This is a genomic window from Parapusillimonas granuli, assembly GCF_013416525.1.
Classification (GTDB): Bacteria; Pseudomonadota; Gammaproteobacteria; order Burkholderiales; family Burkholderiaceae_B; genus Parapusillimonas; species Parapusillimonas granuli.
The window spans coordinates 96,413-119,127 of sequence record NZ_JACCEM010000006.1; the positions used below are offsets into that span (position 1 = coordinate 96,413).

At 65.7% G+C, this 22,715-nt stretch carries 16 protein-coding genes and 1 other RNA gene; 10 read left to right on the plus strand and 7 right to left on the minus strand.

Annotated elements, in window-relative coordinates; translation table 11 throughout:
• The first annotated feature begins 70 nt into the window (after positions 1-70).
• Complete coding sequence (locus tag H0A72_RS12425; protein WP_180155749.1) at positions 71-3,076, plus strand: bifunctional diguanylate cyclase/phosphodiesterase; 3,006 nt, start codon at positions 71-73, stop codon at positions 3,074-3,076.
• Positions 3,077-3,113: 37 nt separating this feature from the next.
• Here the strand turns inward: H0A72_RS12425 and H0A72_RS12430 are convergent, their stop codons facing one another.
• Entirely contained in the window at positions 3,114-4,121 is a 1,008-nt protein-coding gene (locus H0A72_RS12430; RefSeq protein ID WP_180155751.1) for a Bug family tripartite tricarboxylate transporter substrate binding protein, read from the minus strand.
• Positions 4,122-4,298: 177 nt separating this feature from the next.
• Here H0A72_RS12430 and H0A72_RS12435 point away from each other — a divergent pair, with 177 nt between their 5' ends.
• Positions 4,299-6,374 (plus strand): S9 family peptidase, encoded by a 2,076-nt coding sequence (locus H0A72_RS12435; RefSeq protein WP_180155753.1) that lies wholly within the window; start codon positions 4,299-4,301, stop codon positions 6,372-6,374.
• On the opposite strand, the gene H0A72_RS12440 is transcribed toward H0A72_RS12435, so the two are convergent.
• Together H0A72_RS12440 and H0A72_RS12445 are read right to left on the minus strand one after the other, a co-directional pair.
• Complete coding sequence (locus H0A72_RS12440; protein ID WP_343060247.1) at positions 6,341-7,606, minus strand: MFS transporter; 1,266 nt, start codon at positions 7,604-7,606, stop codon at positions 6,341-6,343. The genes H0A72_RS12435 and H0A72_RS12440 overlap by 34 nt on opposite strands.
• Positions 7,607-7,612: 6 nt before the next feature.
• On the minus strand, positions 7,613-9,673 hold the full coding sequence (locus tag H0A72_RS12445) for a TonB-dependent siderophore receptor (protein WP_246437058.1): 2,061 nt from the start codon (positions 9,671-9,673) through the stop codon (positions 7,613-7,615).
• A 376-nt stretch (positions 9,674-10,049) separates the two neighbouring features.
• On the opposite strand from H0A72_RS12445, the gene H0A72_RS12450 reads away from it, so the two are divergent.
• The gene (locus tag H0A72_RS12450; protein WP_180156152.1) at positions 10,050-10,661 is read left to right on the plus strand and encodes a LysE family translocator; all 612 of its coding nucleotides are present in this window, start codon (positions 10,050-10,052) and stop codon (positions 10,659-10,661) included.
• A 67-nt stretch (positions 10,662-10,728) separates the two neighbouring features.
• On the opposite strand, the gene ssrA is transcribed toward H0A72_RS12450, so the two are convergent.
• The 4 genes from ssrA to ompA all read right to left on the minus strand — a co-directional run bounded on the left by ssrA (position 10,729) and on the right by ompA (position 13,280).
• Positions 10,729-11,094, minus strand: a transfer-messenger RNA (tmRNA) gene (gene ssrA, locus H0A72_RS12455).
• A gap of 112 nt (positions 11,095-11,206) precedes the next feature.
• On the minus strand, positions 11,207-11,875 hold the full coding sequence (gene gph, locus H0A72_RS12460) for a phosphoglycolate phosphatase (RefSeq protein WP_180155755.1): 669 nt from the start codon (positions 11,873-11,875) through the stop codon (positions 11,207-11,209).
• Between the two features lie 3 nt (positions 11,876-11,878).
• Entirely contained in the window at positions 11,879-12,613 is a 735-nt protein-coding gene (gene ubiG / locus H0A72_RS12465) for a bifunctional 2-polyprenyl-6-hydroxyphenol methylase/3-demethylubiquinol 3-O-methyltransferase UbiG (protein ID WP_180155757.1), read from the minus strand.
• 82 nt (positions 12,614-12,695) lie between these two features.
• Positions 12,696-13,280 (minus strand): outer membrane protein OmpA, encoded by a 585-nt coding sequence (ompA, locus tag H0A72_RS12470; RefSeq protein ID WP_180155758.1) that lies wholly within the window; start codon positions 13,278-13,280, stop codon positions 12,696-12,698.
• A gap of 419 nt (positions 13,281-13,699) precedes the next feature.
• On the opposite strand from ompA, the gene gyrA reads away from it, so the two are divergent.
• The 7 genes from gyrA to cmk are packed head-to-tail and all read left to right on the plus strand — an operon-like array spanning position 13,700 to position 22,643.
• Positions 13,700-16,405, plus strand: a complete 2,706-nt coding sequence (gene gyrA / locus H0A72_RS12475) for a DNA gyrase subunit A (protein WP_180155760.1) — start codon at positions 13,700-13,702, stop codon at positions 16,403-16,405.
• A 3-nt stretch (positions 16,406-16,408) separates the two neighbouring features.
• Positions 16,409-17,536, plus strand: a complete 1,128-nt coding sequence (serC, locus tag H0A72_RS12480) for a 3-phosphoserine/phosphohydroxythreonine transaminase (protein WP_180155762.1) — start codon at positions 16,409-16,411, stop codon at positions 17,534-17,536.
• Positions 17,529-18,614, plus strand: coding sequence for a prephenate dehydratase (gene pheA / locus H0A72_RS12485; protein ID WP_180155764.1), 1,086 nt, complete (start codon positions 17,529-17,531; stop codon positions 18,612-18,614). Before serC ends, pheA begins: the two co-directional genes overlap by 8 nt.
• 9 nt (positions 18,615-18,623) lie before the next feature.
• Entirely contained in the window at positions 18,624-19,760 is a 1,137-nt protein-coding gene (hisC, locus tag H0A72_RS12490) for a histidinol-phosphate transaminase (RefSeq protein WP_180155766.1), read from the plus strand.
• Positions 19,757-20,653: a prephenate dehydrogenase gene (locus tag H0A72_RS12495; RefSeq protein ID WP_180155768.1), complete on the plus strand. Its 897-nt coding sequence runs from the start codon at positions 19,757-19,759 to the stop codon at positions 20,651-20,653. Before hisC ends, H0A72_RS12495 begins: the two co-directional genes overlap by 4 nt.
• Complete coding sequence (gene aroA, locus H0A72_RS12500) at positions 20,653-21,975, plus strand: 3-phosphoshikimate 1-carboxyvinyltransferase (protein ID WP_180155770.1); 1,323 nt, start codon at positions 20,653-20,655, stop codon at positions 21,973-21,975. Before H0A72_RS12495 ends, aroA begins: the two co-directional genes overlap by 1 nt.
• Positions 21,972-22,643, plus strand: a complete 672-nt coding sequence (cmk, locus tag H0A72_RS12505) for a (d)CMP kinase (protein WP_180155772.1) — start codon at positions 21,972-21,974, stop codon at positions 22,641-22,643. The genes aroA and cmk overlap by 4 nt, the downstream gene beginning before the upstream one ends.
• The last annotated feature ends 72 nt before the right edge of the window (positions 22,644-22,715 follow it).

Consider the following 22,715-nt stretch of genomic DNA (forward strand, 5'->3'; position numbering starts at 1 on the left):
GGTCAGCACGCGCTCACGAGGCGCAATCCATCCGAAAGCGGGATGACATTACGCCTTAGAATTGGCAAATATGAAAACAGCAAGCAAATCCGTTTTCGCAACGATAATCGCCGCGGTCGTGATCGTGAACCTGTTCATGATCGGCCTGCTCATGCTCGCATTGGACACGGCGCGCGAACGCAAAGAAGCCGAGGTCCGCACGACAGTGGAGAATCTTGCGCTGCTGCTCGACCAGAACGTGACCGGCGCGGTGAGCCAGATCGATTTCTACTTGAGGGAAATACAGATCTATCTCGAAAGAGAACTGAAAACATCGGGCGCCCTGGACGAGTCCTCCCTGAGCCGGCTGCTGGATGCCAGCGGCAACCTGGTGACGGGGCTGGCGGAACTGCGGATCATGGATTCCTCCGGCATCCTGCGATACGGGCGGACGGCGGCCGCGCAAGACGCCACCCCCGTCTACGACCGCGAGTTCTTCAAGCGGCATGAAAGCGACCCCAATGCCGGCACCCAGGCCAGCCGCCTGCTGCAAGGGCGGATCAGCAATGCGTGGATGCATATCTTCTCCCGTCGCTACAACCACCCCGACGGCAGTTTCGCGGGCGTGGTCGCCGCGGCGGTGCCCGCCAGCTACTTCCAGGGTCTGCTTTCCGGGCTGGACCTGGGGCCGCAAGGCCTTGCGCTGATGCGCGATCTGGACATGGCCTTGATCGCCAGGCATCCGCCGGTGTCCGCGCCGGCGGGCCAGGCCGGCGCGGTGGGCGGGTCCGTCCAGCTCGCCCGGCTGATGCGCTCGGGCGTGTCCGCCAGCACTTTCCACAGCCAGGCGACGGCCGACGGCGTCGCCCGCCTCGACGCCTATCGGCGGCTTGCGGCCATGCCCGCCTTCGTGGTGGTGGGCCTGGGCGAAAGCGATTACCTGCTGCAATGGCATGACGACGTCAAGAAGGCTTTCGTGATCGCCGGCCTGTTCCTGTTCGCCTCGGTCGTCTTCTTGTGGGTGCAGTGGCGCCTGATCAGCTCCCGGGAAGACGCCACGCGGCGCAGCCAGACCCTGCTGCAGAACGCCGGCGACGGCATCCACATCATGGACGCCGAAGGCAGGCTGCTGGAGGCCAACGAGGCCTTCCGCAAGATGCTGGGCTACGACGCCGACGAGATCATAGGCATGCACGCGTCGCGCTGGAGCCCCGCGGGGTCGGTCTACGAAGCAGGCAGCATCGCCGACCGGCTGCTGGGCACCCACGACGTCGCCTCCATAGAAACCGTTTTCCTGCGCAAGGACGGCACCAGCTATCCGGTCGAGATCACGTCCAGCATCGTCGACCTGGACGGACAGCAGGTGATCTTCAGCTCCGCCCGCGACATCACCGAGCGCAAGAAAGCCGAGGACAGCCTGCGCATCACCGCCACCGCCTTCGAATCGCAGGTCGGCATGCTCATCACCAACGCCGACAAAGTGATTCTCCAGGTCAACAAGGCATTTTCAGAGATAACCGGCTATTCGTCCGAAGAGGTCGTGGGCCACACTCCCAAGCTGCTCAGCTCGGGCCGGCACGGGGCGGATTTCTACTCCCGGATGTGGTCCGGCATCGCCCAGCGCGGCGCCTGGCACGGCGAAATCTGGAACAAGCGCAAGAACGGCGAGGTCTACCCGCAGCAGCTGTCCATCGGCGCCGTGAAGGACGACAAAGGCAGAATCACCCATTACGTGGCGACGTTGACCGACATCACCGCGCGCAAGCTCTCGGAAGAACAGGTCAGGACGCTGGAGTACTACGACCCGCTCACCAAGCTGCCGAACCGGCGCCTGCTGATGGAAAGGCTGGAGCACGCGCTGCGCGCGTCCGAACGCCACCGTTGCAAGGGGGCGCTGCTCTTCGTCGACCTGGACAACTTCAAATCCGTGAACGACACCGCCGGCCACCAGCAAGGCGACCGGCTGCTGGCGCAAGCCGCCGAGCGCCTGCTGACCTGTGTGGGCCAGCGCGACACCGTGGCGCGGCTGGGCGGCGACGAGTTCGTGGTGATCCTGGACGGGCTGAGCGAGCAGGGCATCGAGGCGGCCACCGAGGCCCGGGCCGCGGCCATGCGGATATCCACCAGCCTCAGCAAGCCCTACGCCCTGGGCAGCATGGAATACCGGGGCTCGGCCAGCGTGGGGATCACGCTGTTCGGGGGCCAGCCCGAGAGCATCGAAGAACCGCTCAAGCGGGCGGACATGGCCATGCACCAGGCCAAGGCCTCGGGCCGGAACCGCGTGCAGTTCTTCGATCCGCAGATGCAGGCCCAGGTGCGGGCGCACATGGAGCTCGAAGGCGCCTTGCGCGTGGCGGTGGAGCGCTCGCAGTTTTCGCTTTACTACCAGCCGCAAGTCGACGACACCGGCCACATCACCGGCGCCGAAGTGCTCTTGCGCTGGCGGCATCCCGTCAAGGGCATGATCTCGCCGGCGCGTTTCATTCCCCTGGCCGAGGAAACCGGCCTGATCGTTCCCCTGGGCCGATGGGTGCTGGAAGCGGCCTGTACCCAGCTGGCGGCATGGGCGGCCGATCCGCATCTGTCGCAGCTTTCCTTGTCGGTGAACGTGAGCGCCACCCAGATCCGCCAGGACAGCTTCGTCTCGGACGTCTTTCGCATCCTGGACGACACGGGCGCGGATCCCCGCCGCCTGAATCTGGAGCTGACCGAAAGCTCGCTGGTGACGGAGGTGGAGAGCGTCATCGCCAAGATGGCCGCCCTGAAGGCGAGAGGAGTGGGCTTTTCGCTGGACGACTTCGGCACGGGCTATTCGTCGCTGGCCTACCTGAAGCGCCTGCCCCTGGATCAATTGAAGATCGACCAGGGCTTCGTGCGCGACATCCTGATCGACCCGAACGACGCCGCGATCGCCAAGATGACCATACTTCTGGCGGGGAGCCTGGGGATATCGGTGGTGGCCGAAGGGGTGGAAACGGAGGCCCAGCGCCAATTCCTTGCGGAACACGGCTGCCATGGGTATCAAGGCTACCTGTTCGGGGCCCCCATGCCGCTCGAGGAATTCGAGCACCTGTTCTCGACCGCGTTCAGCCACTGAGCCGCCGCGCCGGCGGCCCCGTGGCGGCGGTCGGGCGCTATTGCTTCTTCAGGCCGGCGGATTCGACCAGGGCGTGATTCGCTTGCAGTTCGTCGGCGATCTGCTTGGCGAATTCCTCGGGGGTGCCGGGCGCGGCGATGTTGCTGCTTTCGGACATCAGCTTCTGGATTTCGGGGCTGTTGACCACGGCGTTGATCTCGGTGTTGAGCCGCTGCAGAATGCCTTGCGGCAGGCCGGCCGGCGCGAAGAAGCCGAAGACGGACATCATGCTCGCCTTGCCGTAGCCGAGTTCGCTGAACGTGGGGACGTCGGGCAGGAAGGCGACGCGCGACGGCGCGGCGATGGCCAGCGGCCGCAAGGCGCCTTCCCGGATGTGCGCGATGACGGACGGGCTGACGTTCATGGAGGCCACTTCGAACTGGGCGCCCAGTGCGTCGTTCATCTGCTGGCCGCTGCCCTTGTACGGAATGTGGGTGAGCTGGACGCCGCCCAGCTTCTGGACCTGTTCCATCATCAGGTGGCCCAGCGAGCCCGAGCCGGACGTCGACCAGCGCAGGCTGCCGGGTTCGGCCTTGGCGGCCTTCATGAGGTCTTCCATGCTGGAGCCCTTGAAGGCCCTGGTTCCCAGCAGGACGACGGGGGACACCATGGCGCGGGCCACGGGAAGCACGTCTTTTTGCGGATCGTATTGGACCGGATTGAAGATGGGCGACAGCGACAGCGGGCTGATGGCGGAGAATGCCAGGGTGTAGCCGTCGGGCTTGGCCTTGGCCATGTCGGCCATGCCGATGGTGCCGCCGGCGCCCCCTTTGTTCTCGACGACGAAGGTGGCTTTCAGGCGTTCGCCGAGCTTTTCCGAGATGGCCCGCCCGATGACGTCGCTGACGCCGCCGGCCGCATAGGGGATGATCATGCGCACCGGCCGTTCGGGCCATGCGGCATCGGCCGCGAAAGCGGTGGTCGCGGGAGCGGCGAGCAGGGTGGCCAAGGCGGCGCCTGCCGTGAATACGCGCAGAAAAGTTCGGGTTGCCGACGGAAAATTCATCGTGAGAGTCTCCTAGCCTTGTTCGGGCTCTTGGGTAAAGTCGACAGTGTTGCCCAAGGCGGCCATAAAGACAAGTCGGCGTTTATTCGGACGCGGCGGCGAATTGCGCTACATTAAGGAATTCCCCGCCAACGCCGTTCAATGCACCCCATGCCTTCAGTTTCGCCGTCCGGTCCCATGCCCTCCTGGCCCGACATCCCGCCGCCCCCCGCCCCCCGCGAAGACCACGAGATCCTGCAACTGGGGCGCGCGCGTGTCGATCCCTATGCCTGGATGAAATTCATTCCGACGTCCGGATCGCGCAGCATGGATTCCCTGCCGCCGCGCCTGCGCGAGCACCTGGAGGCCGAGATGCGGTACGCCCAAGGCATCCTGCACCCGCTCGCGGCCGACGCCGAACGTCTCTATCGGTGCATGGCGCGCCGGGCCGCCGAGGCCGACGAACCGTTGCCGGCCTCGTCCGGGCAATGGCGCTACGATGCCAGGCTGCCCGCCGGCGGCGCGCATCGGGTGTTTTCCCGCATCGGGCCGGACGGCGGCACGCAAGCGCTGTTCGACGAGGCCGAGCGCGCAGAAGGGCATGCCTATTACCGCGCCACGGATCATCAGCCCAGCCCGGATGACCGCTATTTCGCATGGGCCGAAGACGTGATCGGCGACGACCGCCACCGCATTTGCGTCCTCGACACGGCCAGCGGCGCGATCCGCGTCGTGGCGCCGGCCGACGCCTTCGGCTATGGCGGCTTCGCATTCTCGCCCTCGTCCCGCCATCTGTTCTGGATCTGGCGCGATGCGCACAGCCGGCCCACCCGCCTGTACCGTTCGCCCGTCGAGGGCGGCGAAGCCGTGCTGGTCTACGAAGAGCATGACCCCGCCATCTTCATGCAGGTGGCCCGCACGGCCGCCGACGGCTTCGTCGCCCTGACGCTCGCCGGCCCCGACGTCAGCGAGGTCCGCCTGATCGCCGCCGGCGCCGAGACCGCGCCGCCGCGGCTCTTGCGCCCGCGCCGGCGGGGCGTGCGCTACGAAGTCGACGAATGGAATGGCGCGCTGCTGATGCTGACCGACGCCGACGGCGCCGTGGACGGCAAGCTGCTGGAAATCGACCCCGAAAGCTTCGCCGTCCGGCGCGTGCTGGTGCCGCAGCGTGCTGGCGCGTCCATACTTGCCATCCGGCCTTTCGCCGCTGCGCTGGCGCGGCTGGAGCGCGTGGACGGCCTGCACCGGCTGGTGCTGAGGCACCCCGACGGGCGGGAAATTCCGGTGGCCTTCGATGATCCGGCCTATGTCATCGAGCTCGCGCCCTCGCAGCCCTATCGTGCCCGGCAAGTGCGCATCCGGCATCAGACGCCGGCCAGCCCGCCGCGCTGGATCGACGTCGACTTGTCCGATGGGCAATGCCGCGTGGTGAGCCAGGAACGCCTGAGCGATTTCGACCCCGGGGCCTACCGGGTCGAGCGCCTGCAGGCCGCCGCGCCCGACGGCGCAACCATCCCCATCACGGTCCTGTCGCGGGCCGACGCGCGGGCGGATGCGACGCAGCCCCTGCTGCTCACCGGCTACGGCGCTTACGGCATCTCTTTCGAGCCCCGCTTTTCCCTGGCCGCGACCGTGCTGGTGGATGCGGGCTTCCGCTATGCCATCGCGCACGTCCGTGGCGGCTCGGAACAAGGCCGCCGCTGGTACCAGGACGGTTGCCGCGACAAGAAACGCAACTCGATGACGGATTTCATCGCCTGCGCGCGGCATCTGCGGGACATCGGCTATGCGGCGCCCGGCGGGATCGTGGCCCATGGCGTCTCGGCCGGCGGGCTGCTGGTCTGCGGCGCCATGAATATCGACCCGGGCCTGTGGGCCGGCGTCATCGCGCAAGTGCCTTTCGTCGACATGCTCAACACCATGAGCGATGCCGATCATCCCCTGGTGCCTCTGCTGCGCCCGGATTGGGGCGACCCGCTATCCGATCCCGAGGCCTATGACTACATGGCGGCCATCTCGCCCTACGAGAACGTGGCCCCGGCCGCCTATCCGCCCGTGCTGTGCACGGCCGGCCTGAAGGACGACCGCGTCCCGTACTGGGAGCCGGCCAAGCTGGTGGCGGCGATCCGGCGCCATTCCACCAGCGGCAATCCGGCGGTGCTGCTCCTGAATCCCGACAGCGGCCACCAGGAAAGCGACGACCGCAACGGCGAGTTCGCGCAGGCGGCGCTGTTCTGGGCTTACGCCCGGCATTGCGTGGGCGCGGTGGACTGACCCTGCGAGTACGAGCGCAAGGCGCAGTATGCCGAGATCATGAGGGCGGGGATGGCGGTGCAGATGATCGCATCCGTCAGGCGTCCGTCGAACACCCGGTCCGACAGCGTGCCGGCCAGCAAGGGGCCGGAGGCGCCGAACACCGAGACGACGAAGCTCCATATCGCGAAGCTGCGCGCCCTCAGGGTGGCCGGCGCGAGATCCTGCAGCATGGTGGGAACCAGGGCATTGGCCGTGCTGGTCGCGAACAGGGTGGCGCCCACGGCGAGGAAGGCATGGTTAAGCGTCCCCACGGTGGCCGGCAGCAGCGCCGCGGGCGCCGCGGCCAGGGCGCAGACGCCCATGATCAGCGGCCTCGCCGCCCGGCCCACGCGCCGCGCCAGTACCCGGTCCAGCAGGCCGGCGACGGGCAGGCAGCCCACGGTGGTCGTCAAGACGATGATGCCCATGGCATGGCCGATCTGCCCCGGAGCGGCCTCGAACTTGCGCTCCAGCGCAAGCGAGATCAACTGGTTGAAAGCCTGGACGGCGACCACCAGGCAGCCCGCCGCGCCGACGAAAAAAGCGACGGCGCGCCGGCGTTGCCGCAGAAAGCTTCTCAGCGACGTATCGGGCGGGAAGTCCGACGCGGCCATGCGTCGCGGCGGATCGGCGGCCAGGGCGCCGAGCAGCAGCAGGGGCGCGCCGGCCAGGGAAAGCAGCAGGAATGCGTTGCGCCAAGGCTCGATGCCCAAAGGGTTCAGGGCGGCGCCGGCGGAAAGCAGGGCGCCGCCGAAGTAGAACCCGCCGCTGGCGCCGGCGGCCATCAAGGCGGCGAAGGCCAGGTTGGCGGGCACGCGGTGCCGCTCCGGCGCAAGGTCGGGAATCATGGAATACACCAGCGGCACCATCGCGAATTCGGTGATGCCCGCGGCCGAACGGCCGATGAAGAACAGCGGAAAGTTGGGCGCGAGCGCGCTCAGCACCATCATCGCCGTCGATGCCAGGATCAGGCACAGCAGCACCCGCTTGCGCGAAAAGCGGTCCGCGAAACGGGCGAGCGGCACCGCGAGCGCGCTTCCGACCAGGACGCCGGCAAGCCCCTGCAGCGCGCCCAGGGTGGCGTCGCTCACCCCGAAAGTTTTCTGTATGGCGGAAAGCGATATGGCCTGCAGGCCCATATCGCTCATCTGCACGCCGGCGGTGATGCCCAGGAAGGCGACCGTGAAAAGGCCCTGCAGGGTCCATTTCACGGCTTGTTACCACTGATACCGAAGCTGCAGGTCTATCGTTCTGCCCCCGCCGTAGTAGCAATAGAAGTCGCAACCGGCCACGTAGGCCTTGTCGGTGAGGTTGCGCGCATTGAGCTGCAGCGCCCAATCGCGGTTGAACTCATAGAGGGCCATCAAGTCCAGCAGGGTATGGCTGGGGATGCGCTCGCCGGGATAGTAGCGCTCGTCCTCGGTCGAACCGTTGTAGCGCGCGCCGGCCGCCACCGTCAGCCGGTTGCTGTTCTGGAAGTTGAAGCGGTGGCTGACCCACAGGCTCGCCTGGTGGCGGGGCACCAGCGGCGTGCGGACGGTCTGGCTGGCGGTGATGTCCTGGCGCGAATGATTGTGGGTGTAGGACACCTTCACAGCGGTGTTGGACGTCAGGTTGAAATCGCCTTGCAGTTCCACGCCTTTGTTGTTGCGCTTGCCGCTTTGCGACTGGATGTTGGATGCGTCCGAAATCAGCGCGTTCTTCTCCTCGACGTCGAAGTAGGCCAGGGTCAGCGCGCCGTCCAGCCACGAGGGCTCCAGCTTGACGCCGACTTCGGTCTGCTTCGCTTCATAGGGCCGGTAGCTGTTGCCATAGCCGTCGACGCCGGCCACCGGCTTGAACGATTCCGAATAGCTGATGTAGGGCGAGACCCCATAGTCGCTGATGTACATGGCGCCGACGTTGACGCTGTTGTGGCTGACGTCGTAGCCGGTGTCGGCGCCGCTGATGTTGCCGTGGCTCTTGGCGCGGTCGTGGCGGATGCCGGCGTTGAAATTCCAGCTTTTGCCCACGCGCAGCTGGGCGGACGCATACATGCCCAGTTGCTTGGAGTGCAAGTCGTAGGGGGTGGCGCTCACCGCGAAGGGCGCGCCGTAGACGGGCGCGAACATGTCCAGGTTCGGGGCCAGGCCAAAGCCGTTGTTCTGGCCGGAGGTGTCGGATTTCAGGTAGTCGAAGCCGACGGTGGGCAGGAGCTCGACGTTGTCGCCCAGGCGCAGCTTGCCGCTCACGCGGTTGTCGATGTAGTGGTTCCGGGTGCTGCCGTCGGTGAAGGTATAGCCGCGCAGGAGCTCACGGTTGCCGTCCGAGCCGTAGGCGAACACGTTCTTCTGGTCTATGCTCAGGCGCGAGAACTTGTAGTTCTGGGTGAAGGTCCAGTCCTGCGAGAACTTGTGGCTCAGCAGCCAGCCGGCGCTGGCCTGGGTGCGCTTGAGCCGGTCGAAGCCGGGTTCGCCCGCGTTCAGGCGCCGGTCGATCATGCCGTAAGGCGTGTCGATGATGGTGCCGTAGGCCGGCAGGAAGCCGTTGGTGGGGCGCCCGTCTTCATGCTGGATGCTGGTCAGCAGCGTCAGCGACGTGCGTTCGCCGATATCGAAGGTGACGCTGGGCGCCAGATAATAGCTCTTCATGTCGGTGTGCCGCTGCATGCCGTCTTCGCCGCGCGCCTGCGCGACGATGCGGTAGTAGACGGTGCCGTCTTCATTGGCGATGCCGTTGTAGTCCAGGCCCAGCCCCCTGCGCTTGCGGTGGCCCAGCTCGGCGTTCATCAGCAGGGCTTCTTCCTTGTGGGGCCGCTTGGTGACCAGGTTGACCACGCCGCCCGCTTCCGAAGCGCCGAAGATCAGGGAATTGGGCCCCTTGAGCACTTCCACGGATTCGACGCCGAAGAGCTCGGGTTTCCAGACGAAATACCCGTTCGGGGTGGTGGGCGTGCCGTCCAGCGAAATGGACGCGTCGAAGCCGCGTATCTTGAACCATTCCACCTTGTTGTCCGCGCCGAAAGGTTCGCTGAGGATCCCGGCCTGGTAATGCAGAGCCTGGTCCAGCTTGCGGGCTCCTTGTTCGTCGAGGTCTTTCCGCTTCAGCACCGCGCTGGAGTTCGGGGCGTAGAAATCCAGGCTCTGCAGGTCGCCGACGGTTCCGACGACCGTCACCGTGTTCAGGGTTTGAACCGAGGACGCATCCGCTTCCTGGGCATGGCCGGGCGTCGCCAGCGCCAGTCCGCCCGTTATCGCCAGCGCCGCCCAGGCCATGGCCGGGTAGGTCGTTTCCTGCATGTCGTGCTTCTCCGAAGTTGATTGAAAGAATGTAAACGCCGGCATGTGCCCGAGGACGCACGCCCCGCGGCCGCGGCCCGGGCCGCGGTGGGAAGTCTTGAACTCAATTGAGAATTGTTCTCGAATGTATTGCAATTCTACTCTTGGGCGCAAGATTTTCATTGATGGATCGCATCCGCGGCCGCCTGGCGGCGGGCAGTGTTGCGGCGCGGCCACCCGCAAGCCATCGAGCGCCGGGCGGCCGCTCGCAATGTGCCGGGCCGACGCTTGGCCGAACGCTTGCCAAGGGACTGCCGGGCGTCCACAATGGCCGGTCATGACGCAGGCGCCGGCGTCCACCGTCGGCGTTCATTTCTTCAAGGCGGGCAACACACCCATGCAGTTCGAAACCTGGCTCCTGTTTTTTCTCACTGCCGTCGGGCTGTCCTTCACCCCCGGCCCGAACGGGCTTCTCGCCCTTACCCATGGGGCCATGCACGGCGGCAGAAGAACGCTGTTCACCATCACCGGCGGGGTGCTCGGCTTCGTGGTGATCATCGCCCTGTGCATGTTCGGCATCGGCGCCTTGGTGAAGTCGTCGGTGTTGTGGCTGACGCTGCTGAAGTGGGTGGGGGGCGCGTATCTGGTCTGGCTGGGCATCAAGCTGTGGCGGTCTCCGCCCATGGCCGCTGCGCAAGCGCGGTCCGAGGCGGCCGTCAATGTATGGGCGCTGTTCCGCCAGGGCTTCTTGTCGGCGGTGACGAATCCCAAGGGCTTGCTGTTCTTCAGCGCGCTGCTGCCCCAGTTCCTGGACCCGCAGCGCAGCCTGATGCTGCAATTCGCCGTCGTGGCGGCGACGTATGCCGTGATCGAGTTCGCGACCGAGTGCCTGTTCGCCAGCGCCGCCAGCCGGATCCGGCCGTGGCTGCAGAGGGCGGGGCGGCAGTTCAATCGGGCCTGCGGAGGGATGTTCATCGCGATCGGCGCGATTCTTCCGATACGTTCCTGAATTTTTTGAGGCCTTGCCCGAGCGCCCAAAAAAAATCCCAACCGGTGACGGTTGGGATTCTGCGATTTGGTGGAGTCGGCGGGAATTGAACCCGCGTCCGCAAGCCCTCTGCAGGCAGTTCTACATGCTTAGTCGGCAAACTTTAAGTTTTAACCTCGGAGCGTGCCTACCGACAGGCCCTTCCTTGGCGATTCACATTAATTTAAGACCGGATTGAGTGACCCAACCAGGCCCGATTCTTTGTAGATGACGCTGCTGTAGGTGTTACCCTACCTAACCCAAAGACAAATTAGTGCAGCGGCTTACCGCATTAAGCGGCTAAAGCGAAACGCTCGTCGTTGGCGTTTATGGTTTTCCAGTGGATTTACGAGCTTACTGGTGCTCGGCATGCCCTACTCTGGTTCGCGACCCACGTCGAAGCCGGATCGACCCCATGGCGCAATTATAACGCGGTGCAGCGATTTTTCATAGTGCGAAATGGAAAGGCGTGGCGGGAATGCCGCAAACCAGGGCCTGCGCCGCCTGCCTTTTAGCGTTAACCGGCCTTAGCGCCCGGCCCATTGCTGGATGAGCGACCAGATGTCGGAAGCCGTGTCCGCGATGGCGTCGGCCTGCCAGGATTGCAGGGCGGAGGTTTCGCGGCCGCAATAGCCGTAGGCGGCGATCATGGTCGACATGCCCGCCGCCCGGCCGGCGATGATGTCGCGCTGGTCGTCGCCGATGTAGATGCAGTCGGCCGGATCGAAGCCGGTTTTTTGCGCGGCGTAGAGCAGGGGGGCCGGATGCGGCTTGGTGTGGGCGGTGGTGTCCCCGCCCACGGTCACGGCGCAGTCGGTGTACAGGCCCAGATGCACGACCAGCGGCATCGCCAGGTATTCCATCTTGTTGGTGACGATGCCCCAGGTGTAGTCATGGTGCTTGAGCTCGCGCAGCAGTTCGCTGACCCCGGGAAAGAGCGAGGTGCGCGTGGTCATGTCCTGCTCGTAGTCTTCCAGGAAGAGTTCGCGGAAGGTGGGATATTCGGGGTGGTCCGGGTCCATGCCCAGGGCGGCCTTGAGCAGGCCGCGCGCGCCTTGCGAGGCATAGGGCCGGAAGGTTTCATAGGGCAGGGGCGGCAGGCCTTTGCGGGCGCGCTGCTTGTTGGCGGCCGCGGCCAGGTCGGGGGCGGTGTCCGCCAGGGTGCCGTCGAAGTCGAACAAAACCAGTTTGCGCATGGGTCAATTCTCGCGTCGGGCCGCCAGCAGATAATTCACGAAGGTATCGCTGGAGAGCTTGTACAGATCGGTGATGGGGTTGTATTCCATGCCGGCCAGCCGTGCAACGACCAGCCCGGCGCCGCGAACCGCGGCGGCGAGTTCGCTGGGCTTGATGAACATTTCGTAGTTGTGGGTGCCTTTGGGCAGCATGCGCAGCAGGTATTCGGCGCCCACGATGGCGAAAAGAAAGGACTTGGGGTTGCGGTTCAGGGTGGAGAAGAACACCCAGCCCCCCGGCTTGACGAGGGTGGCGCAGGCCCGGACTATGGATGCCGGGTCGGGCACGTGTTCCAGCATCTCCATGCAGGTGACCACGTCGTAGTGGCCGGGCTGCCGGCCGGCCAGCGCTTCGGCGCTGATCGCCTGATATTCCACCGGCACGCCGGATTCCAGCCCATGCAGGCGCGCCACGGTCAGCGATTTTTGCGCGAGGTCTATGCCGGTTACCTTGGCGCCGGCCTTGGCCATGCTTTCGGCAAGTATGCCCCCGCCGCAGCCGACGTCGAGCACGGTCTTGCCCTGCAGGCTGCCGGCCTGGTCGAGTATCCAGCCCAGGCGCAGGGGGTTGATGGCATGCAAGGGCTTGAACTCGCTTTCAGGGTCCCACCACTTGGACGCCAGGGCGCTGAATTTTTCCAGTTCGGCCTGGTCCACGTTGGTGTCTGCGTGTTGCGTCGGGCTTGCGGTCGTGTTCATGTGCAATCCAGAAATAGATAAGGGCCCCGCTAAGCGGAGCCCTTATTGTAGCGTTTAACGCCAGGTGTACTACACGCTGGTATTACTTGCGCACGCCGACGATTTCGATTTCCACGCGGCGGTTCTGGGCGCGGCCTTCGCGAGTCGCGTTGGATGCGATCGGAGCGGATTCGCCCTTGCCTTCGACGTAGATGCGGTCAGCGGGGATGCCCTTGCTGACGAGGTAGTTCTTGACGGTGTTGGCGCGGCGCTGCGACAGACCCAGGTTGTATTTTTCGGTACCGATGGAGTCGGTGTGGCCGGTTGCGATCAGGGTCTCGAGGTTGATCGTGTTGACCTGAGCGGCAACTTGATCAAGCACTTGGCGGCCTTCGGGCTTCAGCGTGGATTTGTCGAAGTCGAAGAAGGTGTCAGCATTCAACACAACTTTGGTCGCGGTGGGCGCAACGACGGGAGCTTCGGCCTTGGCAACCGGAACGCCGTCGCAGCCGGGGATGCCGGTGGCGGGTGTCCAGAAGCTGTCGCGCCAGCACAGTTCGTTGGTGCCGTTCATCCACACCTCGCCAAACGAATTGCGCCAGTTGTCGACGGTTTGCGCAGATACTGCGCCAGAGGCCGAAGCGGCTGCAATGGCGAGTGCTAGTGCGATTTTGGAGGGTTTATTCATGTTTCTCCTCATTGAGCTTAATGCTGGTAAGTGACCGCAGCGAACCCCCGCCGCATATCAAGAAAACGGAGCCAGTATAGCAACGCCATGATTGAATCAAAGAATTGCGCTGGGTTTCATGCGTGTTAGGGCGAATCTTACGGCATTTCTGGGCAATTCGTTAAGCCTCAATGGTGCATACGGCCCAGATATTCGGATTTCTACCTTATCTCCTACATTATTGTTGGTTTTAGGCAACAGCTCTGAATCCTTAAAGTGCTTTGTTAAGTGGCCGAGCGAAAAGACCTTGTTGCTTGAAGTGTCTGCTTCCGTGCGCCAGCAGATTTTGTGCCCGTGGCGGGCTCCATAGGAGGAAGTGCTAGAATTTACAATTCGCCCTTCACCGGCCGACTTCACGATTTTTACGTTTAAAGCACCCTATGGATTCCTTTGCCAAGGAGACTCTTCCGATTTCATTGGAAGAGGAAATGCGACGCAGCTATCTTGATTACGCCATGAGCGTGATCGTGGGGCGAGCCCTGCCGGATGTGCGCGACGGCCTGAAGCCCGTGCATCGGCGCGTGCTGTTCGCCATGCACGAACTGAACAACGACTGGAACCGCGCCTACAAGAAATCCGCGCGCATCGTGGGCGACGTCATCGGTAAGTATCACCCGCACGGCGATTCCGCCGTCTATGACACCATCGTGCGCATGGCGCAGGACTTCTCGCTGCGCTACATGCTGGTCGACGGGCAGGGCAACTTCGGCTCCATCGACGGCGACGGCGCCGCGGCGATGCGCTACACCGAAATCCGGCTGTCCAAGATCGCCCACGAGATGCTGGCCGACATCGACCAGGAAACCGTGGACTTCGGCCCCAACTACGACGGCAGCGAACAAGAACCGCTGCTGTTGCCGGCCCGCCTGCCCAACCTGCTGGTCAACGGCAGCTCGGGGATCGCGGTGGGCATGGCCACCAACATACCGCCGCACAATCTTTCGGAAGTCATCGACGGCTGCCTGTACTGCCTGCGCAATCCGGAATGCACCATCGACGAGCTGATGGAGCTCATTCCCGCGCCCGACTTCCCCACCGGCGGCATCATCTATGGCATGTCCGGGGTGCGCGAAGGCTACCGCACGGGGCGCGGCCGCGTCATCATGCGGGCCAAGACCCACTTCGAGGACATGGACAAGGGCAACCGGCAGGCCATCGTGGTCGACGCCATTCCCTACCAGGTCAACAAGAAGACCCTGCAGGAAAAGATCGCCGAGCTGGTCAACGACAAGAGGATCGAAGGCATTTCCGACATCCGCGACGAGTCCGACAAGGACGGCATGCGCCTGGTCATCGAACTGAAGCGCGGCGAGGTCCCGGAAGTCATCCTGAACAATCTGTACAAGAACACCCAGCTGCAGGACACCTTCGGCATGAACCTGGTGGCGCTGGTCGACGGCCAGCCCAGGCTGCTGAACCTGAAGCAGATGGTGGAGTACTTCCTGCTGCATCGCCGCGAGGTCGTGACGCGCCGCACGGTGTTCCAGCTGCGCAAGGCCCGCGAACGCGGCCACGTGCTGGAAGGCCTGGCGGTGGCGCTGGCGAACATCGACGAATTCATCGCCATCATCAAGGCCGCGCCCACGCCGCCCATGGCCCGCCAGGAACTCATGGCGCGCGCGTGGGACTCCTCGCTGGTGCGCGAAATGCTCATGCGGGCCGACGGCGGCGACATCCCGGGCGGCAAGGCCGCCTACCGGCCCGAGTCCCTGCCGCCCGGCTTCGGCCTGCAGGACGACGGCCTGTACCGCCTGAGCGAGGTCCAGGCCCAGGAAATCCTGAACATGCGCCTGCAGCGCCTGACCGGCCTCGAGCAGGACAAGGTAGTGGGCGAATACAAGGACATCATGGCGACCATCGCCGACCTGCTCGACATCCTGGCGCGGCCCCAGCGCATCACGGCGATCATCGGCGACGAGCTGCTGGCCATCAAGGCCGAATTCGGCACGGGCGCGAAAGACGTCCGCCGCTCCGAAATCGAGCACAACGCCACCGAGCTCGACACCGAGGACCTGATCACGCCGATGGACATGGTGGTGACGCTGTCGCAGTCCGGCTACATCAAGAGCCAGCCGCTGTCCGAATACCGGTCGCAGAAGCGCGGCGGGCGCGGCAAGCAGGCGACGGCCATGAAGGAAAACGACTGGGTCGACCAGCTGTTCATCGCCAACACGCACGACTACCTGCTGTGCTTCTCCGACAAGGGGCGCGTGTACTGGCTCAAGGTATGGGAAGTCCCGCAGGGCTCGCGCAATTCGCGCGGGCGGCCCATCGTGAACATGTTTCCGCTGGTCGAAGGCGAGAAGATCACGGTCGTGCTCAACGTGAAGGAATTCAGCGAAGAACAGTTCGTCTTCATGGCCACCTCCCGCGGCACGGTCAAGAAGACCCCGCTCTCCGATTTCTCCAACCCGCGCAAGGCCGGCATCATCGCCGTTGCGCTCGATGAAGGCGATTACCTCATCGGCGCCGATCTCACCGACGGCAAGCACGACGTCATGCTGTTCTCCGATGCGGGCAAGGCGGTGCGCTTCGACGAGAACGACGTGCGCCCCATGGGCCGCACCGCCCGCGGCGTGCGCGGCATGATGCTGGAAGAAGGGCAGAGCGTGATTGCGCTGCTGGTGGCGGGCGACGAATCCCAAAGCGTGCTGACCGCCACCGAGAACGGTTTCGGCAAGCGCACGTCCATCGCCGAATACACGCGGCACGGGCGCGGCACCAAGGGCATGATCGCCATCCAGACCTCGGCGCGCAACGGCAAGGTCGTCGGGGCGGTGCTGGTGCGCCCCTCGGATGAAATCATGCTGATCACGACCGGCGGCGTGCTGGTCCGCACGCGTGTCTCCGAAATCCGCGAGATGGGCCGCGCCACGCAGGGCGTGACCTTGATCAGCGTGGACGAGGACAGCATGCTGTCCGGCGTGCGCCGCGTCGTCGAAAGCGATGCCGACGACGTGCTGGTCGTGGAAACGGACGGCGACGGCCTCGCGCGCGAAGACGACGGCGGCGAAGGCGACGGCCGGGGCGGCGAAGGCGGGGAGCGCGCCGCCGATGAAGACAGCGATCACGACAAGGAAGATTGACCCATGCGTCCATGGAATTTTTCGGCGGGCCCTTCGGCGCTGCCTCTGGAAGTCTTGCAGCAGGCGGCGGCCGAAATGACCGACTGGCATGGCTGCGGCATGTCGGTGATGGAAATGAGCCATCGCGGCAAGCAGTTCACCCGGATCCGCGACGAGGCCGTCGCCGACCTGCGTGAGTTGCTGGCGGTCCCCGACGAGTTCGAAATCCTCTTCATGCAGGGCGGGGCGACGGCCGAGAACGCCATCGTGCCCATGAACCTCATCGGGCGCGGCGGCGCCCACAAGGCCGACTACATCCTGAGCGGCATCTGGTCCGGGAAGTCCTACAAAGAAGCGCAGCGCTACGGCGATATCGCGGTGGCCGCGACGAGCGGCGCGGCGGCCGAGATCGACGGCGTCCGGCAGGAACCCTGGACCTGGTTTCCCGCCGTGGCCGAATGGCGCCTGCGCCCGGATGCGGCATACCTGCATTTGTGCAGCAACGAAACGATAGGCGGCGTCGAGTTCTCCGACTGGCCGGACATGGCCGCCCTGGGGGCGCCCGGCGTGCCCCTGGTGGTGGACGCGTCCTCGCATTTCCTGTCGCGCCCCATCGATTTCTCCAAGGCCGCGCTGGTGTACGCGGGCGCGCAAAAGAACGCCGGTCCGGCCGGCGTCACGGTGGTCCTCATCCGCAAGGAACTCATCGGCCATGCGCTGGCCGTGTGCCCCTCGGCCTTCGACTACGTCAATGTGGCCGAGTCGGGCTCCATGTTCAATACGCCGCCGACCTACGCCATCTACATTGCCGGCCTGGTGTTCAAGTGGCTCAAGCAGCAGGGCGGCGTGGCCGCCATCGAGGCGGCCAACATCGCCAAGGCGCGGCTGCTGTACGACTACCTTGACGGCTCCGGCTTCTACATCAACCGCGTCCATGCCGGTTCGCGTTCCCGCATGAACGTGCCTTTCTTCCTTTGCGACGAATCGCTCAACGCCGAGTTCCTCGCCCAGGCGGACAAGGCCGGCCTGATGCAGCTCAAGGGCCACAAGAGCGTGGGCGGCATGCGCGCTTCCATCTACAATGCCGTGCCGCTGCAGGCCGTGCAAGCCCTGGTTTCCTTCATGCAGGAGTTCGAGCGTCGCCATGGATGATTCTTTGCAAGCCCGCCTGCTGCCCTTGCGCCAGCGCATCGACACGCTGGACGAACAGATCCTGGAATTGCTCAACCAGCGGGCCGCCACGGCCCAAGAGGTGGGCAAGATCAAGCAGGAATTCGACGAAGACGGCCCGGTGCTCAAGCCCGAGCGCGAGGCCATGGTGATACGCCGGCTGCAGCAGCTGAACAAGGGGCCGTTCACGCCCGAGGCCATAGACGCCGTCTGGGCCCAGATCATCTCCACCTGCCGCGGTCTCGAAAGCGTGCTGACGGTGGCCTATCTGGGGCCCCAGGGGTCTTTTTCGGAGCAGGCCGCGCTGGAGCATTTCGGCCATGCGATCAAGCGCCTGCGCTGCAGTTCCTTCGACGAGGTCTTCCGCGCGGTCGAGGCGGGGCAGGCCAATGTGGGCGTCGTGCCCGTCGAGAACTCCACCGAGGGCGCGGTCAATCGCACGCTCGACCTCTTCCTCAGCTCGCCGCTGAAAGTACTGGGCGAAAGATCCATCAAGATCCATCACAACCTCATGACGCGGTCGGGCACGCTGGAAGGCGTGACGCGCATCCTGGCGCACCCCCAGGCGCTGGCGCAATGCCAGGGGTGGCTCTCGCGCAACCATCCCGAGCTTCCCTGCGACGCCGCGTCCAGCAACGGCGAGGCGGCGCGCCTCGCGTCCGAGGACCCCACGGTGGCCGCCATCGCCGGCACCATGGCGGCCCACGCCTGGGACCTGCAGATCGTGGCTTCCGGCATACAGGACGACCCGCAGAACCGCACGCGCTTCCTGGCCATCGGGCCCATCGAGACCCTGCCCACCGGCAATGACCAGACCAGCATCATCCTGGCCGTTCCCAACCGCGCGGGCGCGGTCTACGACATGCTGGCCCCTTTGGCGGCCAACGGCGTGTCCATGACGCGGCTGGAGTCGCGGCCGGCGCGCACGGGGCAGTGGGAATATTATTTCTACGTCGACCTGATCGGCCATCGCAACGAACCGCCGGTCGCGCGCGCCCTGGAAGAACTCAAGAAGGAAGTCGCCTTTTTCAAGGTCCTGGGATCCTACCCCAGGCAATAGGAATGCCGCATGAATACCGCTGAATTGAAAGAGACCGCCCCGGCGCCGGACGTGCCCGACTACATACTGGCGATCGCCCCCTACCAGGCGGGCAAGCCCATCGATGAGCTGGCCCGAGAGTTCGGGCTGGAACCCGCCGGCATCGTCAAGCTGGCGTCCAACGAGAACCCGCTGGGCATGCCCGAGTCGGCGCGGCAGGCCATGGCGGCGGCCGCCGCCTCGCTTGGCCGGTACCCCGATCCCAACGGCTTCGAGCTGAAGTCCGCGCTGGCCGCGCGCTACGGGGTGCCCGCAAGCTGGATCACGCTGGGCAACGGTTCCAACGACCTGCTCGAAATCGCCTCCCTGGCCTTGCTGGCGCCGGGCCGCGCCAGCGTGTATTCGCAGTACGCATTCGCGGTCTATCGCCTGGCGACGCAGGCGCGCGGGGCCCGCCACATCGTGGTCCCGGCGCGCGATCACGGGCACGACCTCGAGGCCATGTTCCAGGCCATCGACGACGACACCCGACTCGTGTTCATCGCCAATCCGAACAACCCCACGGGCACCTTCCTGCCCGCCGGCGAGATCGCGGACTTCCTCGCCCGGGTGCGGGACAGGCATGGCGACCGGGTCACCGTGCTGCTGGACGAAGCCTACAACGAGTATCTCGACCCCGAACTGCGCTTCGACAGCGCCCGCTGGGTCGAGCAGTACTCCAACCTGATCGTTTCGCGCACGTTCTCCAAGGCCTACGGGCTGGCGGGGCTGCGCGTGGGCTTTGCCATCGCCCAGCCGCGGCTTACCGACCTCATGAACCGGGTGCGCCAGCCGTTCAACGTGAACAGCCTGGCCCAGGCGGCGGCGATCGCCGCGCTGGGCGACACGGCCTTCCTGCAGCGGTCCTACGAGATCAACAAGGCGGGCAAGGCGGCGCTGGTCGAAGCCTTCACCCGCCTGGGCCTGCGCTTCGTGCCGAGCTACGGCAACTTCGTGCTGGTGCACGTGGGCGACGCCGCGCGGATCAACCTGGAACTGCTCAAGCGCGGCGTGATCGTCCGCCCGGTCGCGGGCGACGGCTTGCCGGAATGGCTGCGGGTCTCCATCGGCCTGCCGGAAGAGAACCAGCGCTTCGTGCAGGCGCTGACCGACATCCTCAGCCCATGAGCCAGGCCGCGAGCGGAGCGGCGCCGCTGGTGCCGGTGCTGGCGGTGGTGGGGGTGGGGCTGATCGGCGGTTCCTTCGCTGCCGCGCTGCGCAAGCAGGGGGCCGTCGGCCGCATCCTCGGGGTGGGGCGGCAGCGCGCCTCGGTGATGGAAGCCCGCAAGCTGGGCCTGATCGATGAAATCGCCACCCTGGAGCAGGCGGCCGCCGAGGCGGATCTGATCATGCTGTCCGCCCCCGTCGGCGCGACGCGGCCGTTGCTCGAAGGCCTGCTGCCTTTTCTGCGCGCCGACACGCTGATCACGGACGCCGGCAGCACCAAAGCCGACGTGGTCAAGGCGGCGCACGCGGCGCTGGGCGACCGCGTCGGCCAGTTCATTCCCGGCCATCCGGTCGCGGGGGCCGAGAAAGCGGGGCCTGAAGCCGCGGACCCGATGCTGTATCGCGGGCGCAAGGTGGTGCTCACCCCTTTGCCGCAGAACCGCGCCGCGGACCGGGAACGCCTGCAGCGCATATGGGAGGCTTGCGGCGCGCAAGTCATGGTCATGGAACCCGAGGTCCACGACAAGGTGCTGGCGTCGGTCAGCCACGTGCCGCACTTCCTGTCGTCGGTCTTCATGTGGCAGGTGGCGACGGCGGCCGATTCCGACCTGCGCATGGCGCTGGCCGCCAGCGGCTTTCGCGACTTCACCCGCATCTCCGCGGGCTCGGCCGAGGTATGGCGGGACATCTTCCTGAGCAATCGCGCCGCGGTCCTGTCCGAGCTGCGCGAGGTCAAGGAAGCCCTGGCGCGGGCCGAACAGGCGCTGGAACACGCCGACGGCCCGGCACTTGAAAAATTTCTTGAGCGGGCGGCGACCGCCCGCCGTTTATGGGGCAGCAGGAGCGGAATGTAATGAGCGCATCCGAGCGTCTGGTTCTTGAACCGGTGACCCGGGCGGCCGGCCGGCTGCGGCTGCCGGGGTCCAAAAGCATTTCCAACCGCGTGCTGCTGATCGCCGCGCTGGCCCGGGGGGCGACCGAACTGACGGGCCTGCTCGATTCGGACGACACCCGGGTCATGCTCGCCGCCTTGCGGCAAATGGGCGTCCGCATCGACGACACCGGGCCGGGCCGGGTGCGCGTCCACGGCGCCAACCCGTTTCCCAACCGGGTCGGCGAGCTGTTCCTGGGCAATGCCGGAACGGCGTTCCGGCCACTGACCGCGGCATTGGCCGTCATGGGCGGCGACTTCCGTCTTGCGGGGGTTCCGCGCATGCACGAGCGGCCCATCGGCGATCTGGTGGACGCCCTGGTGGGCGCGGGGGCGGACATCCGCTATCTGGGCGAGCAAGGGTATCCGCCGCTGGCCATCGGCCGGGGGGCGTTCACCGGCCTGCGGCCCATCCGCGTCAAGGGTTCCGTGTCCAGCCAGTTCCTGACCGCCTTGCTGATGGCGGCGCCGCTCCATGCGGACGCCGCCGGCGCCCCGGTCGTGATCGAGGTCGACGGCGAGCTGATCTCGCAGCCCTACATCCTGATCACGCTCAAGCTGATGGAGCGTTTCGGCGTGCGCGTCGAGCGCTCGGGCTGGCGGCGTTTCGTCATTCCGGCCGGCTCGCGCTATGTGTCGCCGGGCAGCCTGGAAATCGAAGGCGACGCGTCCTCGGCCTCGTACTTCATGGCCCTGGGCGCCATCGGCGGCGGTCCGGTCCGGATCGACGGCGCGGGGGCCGACAGCATACAGGGCGACATGGCTTTCGCGGACGTGGTCGAAGCCATGGGCGCGACCGTGACGCGGCACCCGCAGGCCCTGGAGGTCAGCGGCGTCCAGGTGGCGCGCGGCGGCCGCCTGAAAGCGTTCGACCGGGATTTCAACCTGATACCGGACGCCGCGATGACCGCCGCCGCCATGGCGCTGTACGCGGACGGCCCCTGCGCCTTGCGCAACATCGGCAGCTGGCGTGTGAAGGAAACCGACCGCATCCACGCCATGCACACCGAACTGGCAAAGCTGGGCGCCAAGGTGGAGTCCGGGCCGGATTGGCTCGTCGTCCACCCGGTGCGCGAAGGCGAGTGGCGCGCGGCTTCCATCGCCACCTACGACGACCACCGTATCGCCATGTGTTTCTCATTGGCGGCGTTCAGCCCGGTGCAAGTCACGATCGAGGACCCCGCCTGCGTGGCCAAGACCTTCCCCGATTATTTTTCCGTCTTCAAGGGCTTGGTGCAGGCATGACGGCGCCCGCGCGAATTCCCGTCATCGCCATAGACGGCCCCACGGCCTCGGGCAAGGGCACGATCGCGATGCGCGTCGCGCAGGCGCTGGGCTGGTCGGTGCTGGACAGCGGCGCCTTGTACCGCCTGACGGCGCTGGCCGTGCTGGAGCAAGGCGTGGACCCGGCCGACGAATCCGCCGTGGCCGAGGTGGCGGGGCGGCTCGACGTCTCTTTCCACAACGGCGACGTCTTCCTGCGGGGCCGCGACGTGACCCAGGCCATACGCGAAGAGCGGGTGGGCAACCTGGCGTCCCGCATCGCCGCCTATGGCGCGGTGCGCGAAGCCCTGCTGGGCCGGCAGCGGGCGTTTCGCGTGGCGCCGGGGCTGGTCGCCGATGGGCGCGACATGGGCACGGTGGTGTTTCCCGATGCGCCCCTGAAGATCTTCCTGGTGGCCGATGTGGAGGCGCGCGCGAAAAGAAGATGTAAGCAGTTGAAGGAAAAGGGATTTTCTGCTAATCTATCTGGCTTATTGGAAGATATGCGTTTGCGCGATGAGCGCGATCGCAGCAGGGCTAATGCGCCGCTTGTTGCGGCGCCCGATGCCAAAATCGTGGATTCATCGAATCTGAGCATCGATGAAACCGTTGCAGTCGTGCTTGGCCACTGGTCGAGCCTGGTGTCCTGAGCGCAAGCCGCCGCCATGGCGGGCTTGCGCCGGGGTTGTCTTTTACTCCACTGGGGCGGGTGTTCCTTCCTG